12 protein-coding genes are annotated in these 12,613 nt (G+C 67.2%); 6 read left to right on the top strand and 6 right to left on the bottom strand.

The window, feature by feature from the left end; genetic code table 11:
- Positions 1 to 178: 178 nt before the first annotated feature.
- Complete coding sequence (locus CF70_RS22070) at positions 179 to 670, top strand: GNAT family N-acetyltransferase (protein WP_035869643.1); 492 nt, start codon at positions 179 to 181, stop codon at positions 668 to 670.
- A gap of 12 nt (positions 671 to 682) precedes the next feature.
- On the opposite strand, the gene CF70_RS22065 is transcribed toward CF70_RS22070, so the two are convergent.
- From CF70_RS22065 to CF70_RS22050, 4 genes are all read right to left on the bottom strand, one after another.
- Positions 683 to 1,477 (bottom strand): TOBE domain-containing protein, encoded by a 795-nt coding sequence (locus CF70_RS22065; RefSeq protein WP_035869638.1) that lies wholly within the window; start codon positions 1,475 to 1,477, stop codon positions 683 to 685.
- A 95-nt stretch (positions 1,478 to 1,572) separates the two neighbouring features.
- Positions 1,573 to 1,815, bottom strand: a complete 243-nt coding sequence (locus tag CF70_RS22060) for an RNA recognition motif domain-containing protein (protein WP_035869636.1) — start codon at positions 1,813 to 1,815, stop codon at positions 1,573 to 1,575.
- A gap of 124 nt (positions 1,816 to 1,939) precedes the next feature.
- Positions 1,940 to 2,719, bottom strand: a complete 780-nt coding sequence (gene fabI / locus CF70_RS22055; RefSeq protein ID WP_035869633.1) for an enoyl-ACP reductase FabI — start codon at positions 2,717 to 2,719, stop codon at positions 1,940 to 1,942.
- A gap of 40 nt (positions 2,720 to 2,759) precedes the next feature.
- On the bottom strand, positions 2,760 to 5,201 hold the full coding sequence (locus tag CF70_RS22050) for a DUF3141 domain-containing protein (protein WP_035869630.1): 2,442 nt from the start codon (positions 5,199 to 5,201) through the stop codon (positions 2,760 to 2,762).
- 209 nt (positions 5,202 to 5,410) lie between these two features.
- Here CF70_RS22050 and CF70_RS22045 point away from each other — a divergent pair, with 209 nt between their 5' ends.
- Both CF70_RS22045 and CF70_RS22040 read left to right on the top strand, forming a co-directional pair.
- Entirely contained in the window at positions 5,411 to 6,412 is a 1,002-nt protein-coding gene (locus CF70_RS22045) for a phosphate acetyltransferase (protein WP_414629471.1), read from the top strand.
- 35 nt (positions 6,413 to 6,447) lie between these two features.
- Positions 6,448 to 7,674, top strand: a complete 1,227-nt coding sequence (locus CF70_RS22040) for an acetate/propionate family kinase (protein ID WP_035869623.1) — start codon at positions 6,448 to 6,450, stop codon at positions 7,672 to 7,674.
- A gap of 21 nt (positions 7,675 to 7,695) precedes the next feature.
- Here CF70_RS22040 and CF70_RS22035 read toward each other — a convergent pair whose 3' ends face one another.
- Both CF70_RS22035 and CF70_RS22030 read right to left on the bottom strand, forming a co-directional pair.
- On the bottom strand, positions 7,696 to 8,511 hold the full coding sequence (locus tag CF70_RS22035; RefSeq protein WP_035869620.1) for a tyrosine-protein phosphatase: 816 nt from the start codon (positions 8,509 to 8,511) through the stop codon (positions 7,696 to 7,698).
- Between the two features lie 34 nt (positions 8,512 to 8,545).
- Positions 8,546 to 8,800 (bottom strand): hypothetical protein, encoded by a 255-nt coding sequence (locus tag CF70_RS22030; RefSeq protein ID WP_035869670.1) that lies wholly within the window; start codon positions 8,798 to 8,800, stop codon positions 8,546 to 8,548.
- A gap of 379 nt (positions 8,801 to 9,179) precedes the next feature.
- Here CF70_RS22030 and CF70_RS22025 point away from each other — a divergent pair, with 379 nt between their 5' ends.
- From CF70_RS22025 to CF70_RS22015, 3 genes are read left to right on the top strand one after another with little or no spacing between them, the layout of a single operon-like run.
- A complete protein-coding gene (locus CF70_RS22025; RefSeq protein ID WP_035869618.1) occupies positions 9,180 to 10,706 on the top strand; it encodes a DASS family sodium-coupled anion symporter in 1,527 nt (508 codons plus the stop codon).
- 13 nt (positions 10,707 to 10,719) lie between these two features.
- Entirely contained in the window at positions 10,720 to 11,772 is a 1,053-nt protein-coding gene (locus CF70_RS22020) for an Ldh family oxidoreductase (protein WP_035869668.1), read from the top strand.
- A gap of 47 nt (positions 11,773 to 11,819) precedes the next feature.
- Positions 11,820 to 12,515, top strand: a complete 696-nt coding sequence (locus CF70_RS22015) for a transglycosylase domain-containing protein (protein ID WP_035869615.1) — start codon at positions 11,820 to 11,822, stop codon at positions 12,513 to 12,515.
- Positions 12,516 to 12,613 lie beyond the last annotated feature (98 nt).

Raw genomic sequence — 12,613 nt, 5'->3', positions numbered from 1 at the left:
CCTTGTGGCTGTTGTGGCTGTTGTGGGCTACCGGGGAGGCATTCCACGGCAACCGGTTTGCTTCGTGCAGATTCCTGTGCATCGTTGGTTTGTTTATTGTGCTTTTGATGTTTCTGGTTTTCTTGCGTTGGCTGCCTGCCCGTGGTCTTCACCCGGCGGCCCGGCTATCCTTGCGGGCATGCACACACCATCCTCAAGCCCGCAGATCCGGCGCGCCGGCCCGTCCGATGCCCAGGCCGTCGCCGCCATCCTCACCGAAACCTATCTCACCACGTGGCAGCCGCAGCTCACGCCCGAGGCGGCAATGCGCTTCGCCCAGTGCGACAAGATCGGCGATTATGTCCGTAGCCGGCTGGCAGAGTTCCACCTCGCCTGCGTGAACGGCACGGTGGCTGGCATGGTGGACTGGGAGAACGACTTCGTCTGGGCGCTGCATGTGTCGCCACGCTGGCAGGCACGCGGACTGGGCAGCACGTTGCTGGCGCACGCGGAAGCCGCGATGGCAGCGGCGGGTCATCGGCAGGCCAGGCTCGAGACGGATACCTTCAACGTGGGGAGCCGTGCCTTCTACCAGCGCCACGGCTATGCCGAGGTGGAATTCTACCCCGACGAAAGCTGGCACAGCGGCTTCACCACGGTACTGCTGAGCAAGCCGCTGGATCCCGCCTGACGCGCGCGGGGCTCAGCCCATGATGCCGAGAATCACGCTCGACGCCTTGAAGATGGCAAGCGCGCGGCTGCCCTCGGACAGCCCCAGCACGCTAACGCTCTCGTTGGTGACGACGGCCACCACGGTGCCGCCGCCGTCCAGTTCAAGCGCCACCTCGGCATTGACGGCGCCAGGCAGCACCCGGCTCACCGTGCCCGGCAACTGGTTGCGCGCCGACAGCCGCAGCGTGGGGTCGGGCAGCCCGAGCAGGACCGATGAAGCCTTGATCAGGGCAAAGGCTTCGATGCCGGGCGCGAGGCCCAGCGTCTCCACGCTCTCATGGGTGATGGTGGCAACCACCTGCTGGCCGCCCGCGAGCGCCAGCGTGACCTCGTCGTTGACGGCACCGCCGCGGATCGCCGCGACGGTGCCGAACAGCTTGTTGCGGGCACTCGTCCTGACCATGAAGCGCCGCATCAGGTGCAGGTCATCCTGCGCGGTCTCGCCGAGATGGCCAAGGTGGGCGATAAAGCGCTGGTGCTCGTGCTCCAGCGCGCGGTAGGTGCGGATCAGGCTGGCGGCGCGCTCCGTGAGCACCGTGCCGCCACCGCCCTTGCCACCGGCTGCGCGCACCACCAGCGGTTCGCCGGCGCTGTTGTTCATCGCGTCGATGGCGTCCCAGGCGGCCTTGTAGCTCAGGCCGACCGCCTTGGCCGCCGCCGTGATCGAGCCATGCTCGCCGATCGCGGCCAGCAGGGCGATACGTTCGCGGCCACCCCAGTCCTGGGAGCCTGAGCGGAACCAGATCGCACCGTCGAGTTCGAGCATGCGGGAGAGCGCTACCCCGTAGGAGCGCAGCAGAGTGGCAGAAGCCGCTTATCTTAATGCAAAGGCCCGCGGGCGGCGCCAGGCGGCGTTCTGCGTCAGCCCTGGTGGGCGGGAATGTACCAGCGCATCATGCTGCCGGCGAAATACTGGCGATCAAGCTGGCGCAGCAGGCGCCACGCGGTAAAGGGATCGACATCCAGGTTGACCCAGGCCCACGGATGTTCCGGATCGCCCTCGCGCACCAGCTCCACGGACTTGACCGGCGCGTAGGGCGCCAGCTTGTCGCGCAGCATCTGTTCGGTCACATCGCGGTGGAGGCCCCGGATGAGTACCTTCATGTCTGGCTCCAGATATGAGGCAGCGCGCACGTGGCGGGCGGCACAGGCCTCCGTTGTTTAGCTCATTGTAGGCGGCCCGTGGCAGGTCGTGGCCAGCCCACGGGGCATTGGTCCGGCCGGCGCCTCAGCCCATGATGTGCACGCCGCCGTCGACGTAGACCGTGTTGCCGGAAATCCGCCGCGCGTAGGGCGTGGCGAGGTAGGCGGTGGCAAAGCCCACATCCATGATGTCGACCAGCTCGCCCACCGGAGCCCGGCCCGCGGCGTCCGCCAGCAATTGCCCGAAATCCTTGAGGCCGGATGCCGCGCGGGTCTTTAGCGGCCCCGGCGAGATGGCGTGCACGCGAATGCCGCTCGAGCCCAGTTCGTGCGCCAAGTAGCGGCACGAAGCCTCGAGCGCGGCCTTGACCGGCCCCATCAGGCTGTAGTTGGGCACCACCCGGTTGGCGCCCTCATAGCTCATCGCGAACAGGCTGCCGCCCGCGCTCATCAGCGGCGCCGCGCGCCGGGCCAGGCGCACGAAGGAATGGCAGGACACATCCATGGCGCGCGCGAAGCCGTCTGCGGACGAGTTCAGCAATCCGCCCTGCAGATCGGCCTTGGGTGCGAAGGCGATCGAGTGCACCATCGCGTCAAGCCGGCCCCATTGCTGCGCGATGCGCTCGAACAGTGCCTGCTCCTGCGCGGCTACCTCCACGTCGAGCGGCATCAGGATCGTTGCGCCCACCGCTTCGGCAAGCGGCGCCACATGCGGATAGGCCTTGTCGTTGAGATAGGTGATCGCCAGTTCGGCGCCGAGTTCGCGAAAAGCCCGCGCGCAGCCCCACGCGATGGACTCGGCATTGGCCACGCCGACCACCAGCACGCGCGCGCCCAGCAATGGAGGATTGGGTACTTGCACCATGATGTCCCTCGCTCAGTCAATGCGCGCCACTGGCGCTGGCTTAACTTCCCTTTTTGCCGCCGCGCCGCGGCAAGGCCTTGACGGTTCTTGCCGGCCTGGCGGCGCCGGCCGCGCCGGCGCTTGCCTTGCGCGCGCGTGCCGCGGCTTCGGGCGATGCCGGCTTGCGCACCGCGCGCGGGGCCGCGGCTGCTGCCGGACTCTCCGGCGCAAGCGGCAAAGCCGGAGAAACCTGAGAAACAACGGGCGCCACGGCGGGCGCGGCCTCCGCCGCCTGCCGCAGCGTATGGTCGGTGCCCATTACGCTCGCCACCTCGCGATAGCGTGCCAGGCGCCCGCCATCGAGCGGTCCGGCTACGGTAAGGATGCGGTGGATCGCCATCATGATGCGATGGCGCTGCGTGCTGTCCGGCACCAGGAGCGGCAACGCGGCCACCGCGCGCCCGGCATCGAGGCCGACGATAAAGCTCTGCCGCCTGACCGCGGCCTTGACCGTGGCAATGTCCGGTTGCTGCTGCAGGTGCTCGCGCGCCATCTGCCGCATGAGGTTGAACGGACGCTCCTCGATACTGGCGTTTTCGTCCGCCACGTAGGTCAGGATGCGCATGAAGGCGTCCAGCGCAGTGCCCTGCTCAATCCCGGCTTCCGCCTCATGGATGTGCCGCGCGGCCAGTTCCTGCCGCAGCGCCGCGCTCAGCGGCGGCGGGCCGCGCTTTTCGGCGCCCGGCGAGAAGCCGACCAGCGCGGACAGCCACGGCGACTGGTAGAGCGCTTCGAAGGTCTGCTCGTAAAGGGCATCGCGCTGGTCGCGCCAGGCGTCGAGCGTGCGCACGATGGTGTCGGAGACCGCACGCTCCAGCGTGACGAAGGGATTGTCCGGCGCCACCGGCTGCCGAGCCTCGCGCACCGCCGGGGCGAAGGCGGCGAGCCACGCCATCCACGGATTCGCGTCCGACGCCAGCGAGCGCTCGAGACGGGCCGGATGCATCTGCCGCATGGTGTATGCGCCCAGTTCGTTGGACATGGCCTGCACCGCCGGCGAGGCGAACGTGTCGTAGAGGCGCTGGTTGATCTCGGCCACGCGCCGCACCACCTCGAAGGGGCGCTCATCGTCGCGCCCATCGTCCAGCGCCAGGATATCGTCGATGGTACGGCGCTCGAAGCGCATCAGGTACCGCCCTTCGATCAGATCCAGGTGCGAGGTGCCGGGCGCGATGTCCTCGATGCGCGCTTCGTACAGGCCGGGCGGCAGCACATCGATCAGGTCGAGCGCAGAGAACAGTTCCGTGTGCTCGCGGTTGGCCACGCCGGCCGAGACGAAGATGCCCAGATGCCCGACCTTCTCGTGCAGGCAGTAGACGATGACCTGGTCGTTGGCGACGATCTCGTCGACGCTGGCGTAGAGATCGGGAATCCAGTTCAGCGCCTGCTGCGGCGGCGTGATGTTGTCTCCCCAGGAGGCAAAGACCACGATGGGCGAGCGCACATTGCGCAGGTCCACCGCGACGCTGCCGTCCGCGCTGCGCACCTCGCCGGCGGTGAGATGATTGCCGACGAACAGGTTCTGCACGATCCAGTCGATCTCGGCGCGGTTGAGCAGGAAGTGGCCGCCCCACCAGCGCTCGAACTCCAGGAAGCGCTCGCGCTCGGTATCGACCCGCGCATAGACGTCGTAGAACTTTTTCCAGTAGGTGTTGGACGGATTGAGCTGCTCGAAATTCTGCACCAGCCACGCACCGTCGAAACGGCCGTTGCCCAGATCGGCGGTAAAGGACGACAGCCACGAGCCGCCCAGCAGGCCGCCGCTATAGCGCATCGGGTTGCGCCCGCGCACGCCGGACCAGTAGGCCAGCGGCGACCCCGCCAGCAGGATCGGCCCGACCAGGTCGGGAGCGGCGGCCGCGAGCATCATCAGTGCCCAGCCGCCCTGGCAGTTGCCGATCACGAACGGCTTGCCCTGCGCCAGCGGGTGGCGCTCGGCCACGGTGAGCAGGAACAGGGCCTCCGCGCGCGCCACGCATTCGATGGTCTGGCCGGGGCATGGCACGGGGAAGAAGGTGACAAAGTAGCAGGGATGGCCGCTGCGCAGCGCGATGCCGATCTCGCTGTCGATCTTGAAGCCGCCGATGCCGGGACCATGCCCGGCGCGCGGGTCGATCACCACGAAGGGCCGCTTGGTGTCGTCGGTGGCCATGCCCGGTGGCGGCAGGATGCGCAACAAGGCGTAGTTGGCGGGCTGCTCCAGCGTGCGCCCGTCGATCACCACCTCGTGCTCGAAGACCAGCACCGGCGGCATGCCTTCGCGTTCGTGCTCGAAAGTCTGGTTGCCGCGCTCGCGCAGGATATCGAGCAACAGGATGGCGCGCTGCCAGGCATCGAGCGTGTAGGAAAACGCATCGGACAAGAGCGGCGGCATGTCGCTGGCTGACGGCAACTGGCCGGCGGCAGCGGTGCCGGGTTGGGTGGCGGGTACACGTGCGTTCACTCGGCTTCCCCTCTTCGGTGTGGCGTTGGAGGCAAGCAATTCCACACGGCGGCATGGAATTGCTGCCATGCAGCACGACGCAATCTACCAGTCCTCACCCAGCTTGACAACCCGCTGCATGGGCGGATCAGTAGTGCCATGACCCAACACAAGCCGCGGCGCAGCTGTCACCGTGCCGCCGGAAACATGGCCTATACTTGGCTTTGTTTTTGCGCGGCGCAGCATGTCCGCCGCGCCGCCGCACCGCAACCCGACGCACTGGAAAGCCGATGACCCAGACTCTCGACAAGTACGCCGTCCTGCTGTCCCGCTGCCAAGACCTGCCAGCCATTCCCACCGCGGTGGCGCATCCCTGCGACGCCTCGTCGCTCGGCGGCGCGCTGGAGGCCGCGCGCCTCGGCCTGATCGTGCCGCTGCTGGTCGGGCCCCAGGCCCGCATCCGCCAGGTAGCTGACGCCAACGCGCTGGACCTGGGCGACGCCGTGCTGATCGACGCGCCACACAGCCACGCCGCCGCCGCGCGCGCCGTCGCGGCAATACGCGCCGGCGAGGCGGAGCTGCTGATGAAGGGCAGCCTGCACACCGACGAACTGCTGCAGGAAGTCACCGCCGCGGCAACGGGGCTGCGGACCGGCCGCCGCCTCTCGCACGTGTTTGCGATGGACGTGCCGACCTATCACAAGCCGCTGTTCATCACCGACGCCGCGGTCAATATCTTTCCCACCCTCAACGACAAGGCCGATATCTGCCGCAACGCGATCGACCTGCTGCGCGTGCTGGACATCGAGCGGCCCAAGGTGGCGATCCTGTCGGCGGTGGAAACCGTGACCGACAAGATCCCCTCCACCATCGACGCCGCCGCGCTGTGCATGATGAGCCGGCGCGGCCAGATCGAAGGCGGCATCCTCGATGGCCCGCTGGCCTTCGACAATGCCATCAGCCGCGAAGCCGCCGTTACCAAGGGCATCGTCTCCGAGGTGGCGGGCGACCCCGACATCCTGCTGGTGCCCGATCTCGAAGCCGGCAATATGCTGGCCAAGCAGCTCACCTTCCTGGCCGGCGCCGAGGCGGCCGGCATCGTGCTGGGCGCGCGCGTGCCGATCATCCTCACCAGCCGCGCCGACACCGTGCGCGCGCGCATCGCCAGTTGCGCGATTGCCGTGCTGCTGGCGCATGCGCGCCGCACCGTCAGGACGCCCGCGGCGATCTGAGCGTCCAACCATTCCTTTGCACAGGAGATGCCCGCGTGAGTGTCACCCACCCCACCATCCTGGTCGTCAACGCCGGCTCGTCGAGCGTCAAGGTCTCCGTCTATGCGGTACCCGAGGCGGCGCACGCCAACACCGACATCAACCCGGTGCTCAGCGCGCACGGGCAGATCGAAGGCATCGGCGTCTCACCCCGCCTGACCGCGAAGATGGCGGACGGCCGCGTGGTGGCCGACGAACGCTTCCCGGTGGACCAGGTCGCCGATCACGACGCGGCCTTCCGCCTGATCCGGCTGGTGCTCAGCATCGGCCTGCGCGACGCGCCGCCGGTGGCGATCGGCCATCGCGTGGTGCACGGCGGCGCGGATTTTTCCGCGGCGGTGAAGATCGATGACGAAGTGATCGGCAAGCTGGAAGCGCTGGTGCCGCTGGCGCCGCTGCATCAGCCGCACAACCTGACGGCGATCCGCGCGGTGCGCGCCGCCGCGCCGTCGCTGCTGCAGGTGGCCTGCTTCGACACCGCCTTCCACGCCGGGCACGATACGCTGGCGCAACTGCTGGCGCTGCCCTACGAATACTTCGAGCGCGGCATCCGACGCTACGGATTCCATGGCCTGTCCTACGAATACATCGCGCGCCGCCTGCAGCAGGTAGCGCCCGACCTGGCCGCCGGCCGCGTGATCGTGGCGCACCTGGGCAACGGCGCCAGCCTGTGCGCCATGCGCGAGGGGCGCAGCGTGGAATCCACCATGGGCCTGACCGCGCTCGACGGCCTGCCGATGGGCACGCGCTGCGGCGCCATCGATGCCGGCGCCATCCTGTGGCTGTCGCAGCAAGGCATGAGCACCAAGGACATCGAGACCATGCTGTACCAGGAATCGGGGCTCAAGGGCTTGTCGGGCATCAGCAGCGATATGCGCGCACTGCTGGACAGCGACACGCCGCGCGCGCGCCTGGCCATCGATTTCTATGCGTACCGCGCGGCGCAGGAGATCGGCAAGCTCGCCACCACGCTGGGCGGCCTCGACGCGCTGGTGTTCACCGCCGGCATCGGCGCGAACTCACCGCCGGTGCGCGAGAAGATCTGCGCGCGGCTGGCGGACCTGTTCGGCATCGGCCTGGACGCCGGCGCGAACGGCGAGAACCGGCAGCGCATCAGCCGCGATAACAGCCGTGTGCCGGTGCTGGTGCTGCCCACCGACGAGGAGGGCATGATCGCGCTGAATACCGCGCGGATCATGAAGGAGCAAGGCGCGGGGACGTAGCGCCTCCGCGCCGGGAACGCGCTACGCCCGCACCAGGTAAGCCCGGCGCAACCGCTCCGCATCCACTTTGAGCACCTCGCCGAGGTACGCGTCGATGCCGCCGTATTCCTGCTCGATGGCCTGCATGGAAGCTTCCAGGTAAGACGCCTTCACCTCCAGCATCGGCCACATCACCGCGGGATCGACGCCGAACTGCGCCGCGCCGGCGCTCATCTTCTGGTTGAAGCCCTGGTTCCGGTGATTCGACTCCAGGTAGTTGGCCATGATGGTATCGCGCTCCACGCCCAGGCCCGCCAGCAACAACAGCGAGGCAAAGCCGGTGCGGTCCTTGCCCGCGGTGCAGTGGTACAGCAGGTTGCCGCCCTGCTCCGCGAGCTTCAGGAAGCCGCCGAAGGCAGCCTGGTACTTGCGCGGGAAATCGCCGTAGACCTCCAGCATGAAGGCCTCCGTCTGCGCCGCGCTGCCTTCGCGCAGGCGCGGCATCAGTTCGGCCATCGACATGCTGCCTTCCAGCACCGGCGTGGCTACCCAGCGGAAGGCCTGGCCGAAGGGGCTCTCCGCGGCCGACTTTTCGCCGGGCGAACGGAAATCGATCACCGCGTCCAGTTGCAAGGCGCGCAGCCGCTCCATGTCGGCGGCGCTGGCCAGGCCCGGGTTGCCGCTGCGAAACAGCTTGCCGGCGCGCACGCGGTGGCCGTCCCGCGTGGGAAGACCGCCGAGATCGCGGATATTGACAACGTTTTCCAGCACCAGCGGTGTGGTGCCGGGCACGCCGGCACCTAGTGATGGCGCGTCCGCCATGATGGCGTGGCGGCGCCACGCGAACAATCCCTGCATTGTTTCCCTGCCCTGTGGTTGGGTTGCGCGCGCCTCATCGCGCACGATAGGCCGGCACATGCCAGCGCGTATGGCAGCCAGCAATATAACGGCGATCGAGCATTGCCACCAGTTTCCACACGCTCATCGGGTCCACATCGTCCAGGTCCAGGTCGACCCAGGCCCAGGGATGTGAGCCATCGCCCTCACAGATCAGCTCGACGTCCTTGACGCTCACGTAAGCGGCCAGCGCTTCACGCAGCCGGGCTGCGTCGACTCCAGCACGTAGCCCTCTCACCAAAACCTTCATCATGTGCTCCATTTTTTTCAGATCACCGCGCGGGCGGGCGTTACGCCCGCGGGACACCGCCCGCCAGCCCTTGTACTGCAACGATCTGAAAGTAGGACCCCACCGCACACGGTAATTTCCCGGCGCGAGCTCCCTCCTTGATCCTGATCATGCGCGCCGTGATCCGGCCTCGACATACGCTGTTGGCCGGCACGATAATTTCCCCATGTCGAACGCTGCAACCCGGCAAAAAGCCGGCCTGCGCATCCGCCAGTCTTCACGGAAGACCGAACGAACGACGCCGCCATCAAGCCAGTCACCGGCTAGCATTCTTGCCCGCGCGTGACGTCCGCCATCCCGTGTTGAGCCAACGATCAACAAGACAACCCAAGGGAAAGCGATGACAGACTCTCGCACTCCGACCCAGACCGTCCCCTCCGCCCCCGGCGTGCCCGCCACGCCGCAAGCCACGCCGAAGAAGCAGACACCATGGGGGCTCTACGCCGCCGCCGTGGTGCTGATCGGCATCCTTGCCCTGCCGCTGCCCGCGGACCTGCCGGTGGCGGGCCATCGCATGCTGGCCATCCTCGCCTTCGCCATCGTGGTGTGGATCACCGAAGCGGTCTCCTACGAAGCCAGCGCCATCATGATCACGTCGCTGATGGCCGCGCTGATCGGCTTCGCGCCCACGGTGACGGACCCGTCCACGCAATACGGCACATCGCGCGCCCTCGGCATGGCGCTGGCCGGCTTCTCCAATACCGCGCTGGCGCTGGTTGCCGCCGCGCTGTTCATCTCGGCGGCCATGACCGTGACCGGACTCGACCGGCGCATCGCGCTGGTGACGCTGTCGGCCATTGGCACCAGCACGCGGCGCATCCTGATCGGCAGCATCGCGGTGACCATCCTGCTGTCGCTGGTGGTGCCGAGCGCCACCGCGCGCAGCGCCTGCGTGGTGCCGATCATGATGGGCATCATCGCGGCCTTCGGGGTCGACAAGAAATCGAACATCGCCGCCGGCATCATGATCACGGTGGCCATGGCCACCAGCATCTGGAACGTCGGCATCCAGACCGCCGCCGCGCAGAACCTGCTGACGGTCGGCTTCATGGACAAGCTGCTGGGCGAGCGCATCACATGGCTGCAATGGCTGATCGCCGGCGCGCCGTGGGCCGTCGCGATGTCGGTGGTGCTGTATTTCCTGGTGCGCTTCCTGCTGCCTGCCGAGACCGAAGCCATCCCTGGCGGCAAGGAAGCCGTGCAAAAGGAACTAGCCGGGTTGGGCCCGATGACCGGCCCGCAGAAGCGGCTCGCCGCGGTGTCCATCGGGCTGCTCCTGTTCTGGGCCACGGAAGGCAAGCTGCATCAGTTCGACACCGCCACCGTCACCTTCGTCGGCCTGGTGATCCTGATGATGCCGCGCATCGGCGTGATGGACTGGAAGACCATGCAGCAGCGCACGCCGTGGGGCACGCTGATCGTATTCGGCGTGGGCATCAGCCTGGGCACCGCGCTGCTCACCACCCAGGCCGGACAATGGCTGGGCAAGTTCGTGGTGACGCACTCCGGGCTCGCCACGCAGGGGCCGATCCTGGTGTTCGCGATCCTTGCCGCCTTCCTGATCCTGATCCACCTGGGCTTTGCCAGCGCCACCGCGCTCACCGCCGCGCTGCTGCCGATCCTGATCTCGGTGCTGCAGACGCTGCCAGGCGATATCAACAAGATCGGGCTGACAATGCTGCTCGGCTTCACCGTGAGCTTCGGCTTTATCCTCCCGATCAACGCGCCGCAGAACATGGTGTGCCTGGGCACGGACACCTTCAACGGCAAGCAATTCGCCAGGGTCGGCATTCCCGTCACGCTGATCGGCTACGCCATGATGCTGCTGTTCGCCGCCACCTACTGGCGCTGGCTGGGCTGGATCTGAAGGGATGGGACGCATGACGAAAATCACACTGCAATCCGCCCTCCAGCTGGCCCGCGACCTGCTGGCGGCGCAAGGCGTGCCGGCCGATATCGCCGACGACGTGGCCGAACACCTGGTCGAAGCCGACCGCTGCGGCTATACCAGCCACGGCCTGTCGATCCTGCCCAATTACCGGCGCTCGCTCGCTGGCGGCAACGTCAACCCCGCCGGCCGCGCCGAATGCGTGCTCGACCGTGGCAGCCTGCTGGTGTTCGACGGCAACGGCGGCTTCGGCCAGCACGTGGGCAAGACCGTCATCGAGACCGCGATCGAACGGGTGCGCCAGCACGGCCACTGCATCGTCACGCTGCGCCGTTCGCACCATCTCGGCCGCATGGGCCACTTCGGCGAGATGGTGGCGAAGGAACGCTTCGTGCTGCTGAGCTTCACCAACGTGATCAACCGCGCGCCGGCGGTAGCGCCCTATGGCGGCCGCGCCGCGCGGCTGACCACCAACCCGCTGTGCTTCGCCGGCCCCATGCCCAACGGCCGCCCGCCGCTGGTGGTGGATATCGCCACCAGCGCGATCGCCATCAACAAGGCGCGCGTGCTGGCGGAGAAGGGCGAGCCCGCGCCGGAAAACAGCATCATCGATGCCGACGGCAACCCCACTACCGATGCCTCCACCATGTTCGGCGAGCATCCGGGCGCGCTGCTGCCCTTTGGCGGGCACAAGGGCTATGCGCTGGGCGTGGTGGCCGAGCTGCTCGCTGGCGTACTCTCGGGCGGCGGCACCATCCAGCCGGAAAACCCGCGCGGCGGCGTAGCCACCAACAATATGTTCGCGGTGCTGATGAATCCGGAACTGGACCTGGGGCTGAGCTGGCAGAGCGCCGAGGTGGAGGCATTCGTCAACTACCTGCACGACACGCCACCCGCTCCCGGCTTCGGCGGCGTGCAATATCCCGGCGAGTTCGAAGCCGCCAACCGGGCGCTCACCACCACGCACCTGGAGGTCAATCCGGCGATCTGGCGCAACCTGGAGACACTGGCGAAGGAACTGGGCGTGACGCTGCCGGCAGGCTGAGTCCGGCACCGGGCTGGTGCCGGGCCGGTGCTGGCACAATACTGCCCATGGAACGTCTCTGGTCGAATCTTCTCAAGCTGGTGCTGCTGCTGACACTGGGCACAGCCCTGCTCGGCACGCTCGCCGTGCTCGTCGCTCAGCGCCAGCTGCCCACGCTGGACGCGCTCACCGCTTTCCGCCAGTCGCCGGGCTACGTGCCCATCGGCGAGATACCGCCCAAGCTTACGCAGGCGGTGGTGGCCATCGAGGACGAGCGTTTCTACCTGCATGACGGCATCGACTATGTCGGTGTGATACGCGCTGGCGTGGCCAACTTGTCGGATGAACTTTCGCAGGGCGCTTCCACGATCACCATGCAGGTGGCGCGCAATTTCTTCCTCTCGCGGGAGAAGACCTACACGCGCAAGCTGTACGAGGTGCTGCTGGCCTATCGCATCGAGCATGCCTTGAGCAAGGACGAGATCCTCGAGGTCTATATGAACAAGGTGTACCTTGGGCAGGGAGCTTATGGTTTTGCCGAGGCAGCCGAGACTTACTTTGGCAAGCCGGTGGCGGAGCTGACGCTGGCTGAATGCGCGATGCTGGCCGGGTTGCCCAAGGCGCCTTCGGCGAATAATCCGGTGGTGAATCCCCGGCGGGCGCGGCAGCGGCAGGCTTATATCTTGTTGCGGATGATGGAGTTGGGGAGGATTGGGAGAGGGGAATATGATGCGGCGTTGTTGGAGCCGTTGAGGTTGAAGTAGGTGATGGATTGGTGTTTTGGGTTGGGGCTGCGTATGACGTCGTCCTGCTGGGGTGGTCGGTGTTTTCTTGAGCGGCGATGGTTATTGCACCCAACAGC

The sequence above is a fragment of the Cupriavidus sp. SK-3 genome (assembly GCF_000611145.1).
Classification (GTDB): Bacteria; Pseudomonadota; Gammaproteobacteria; order Burkholderiales; family Burkholderiaceae; genus Cupriavidus.
This window is presented reverse-complemented; position numbering and strand designations above follow the sequence as displayed.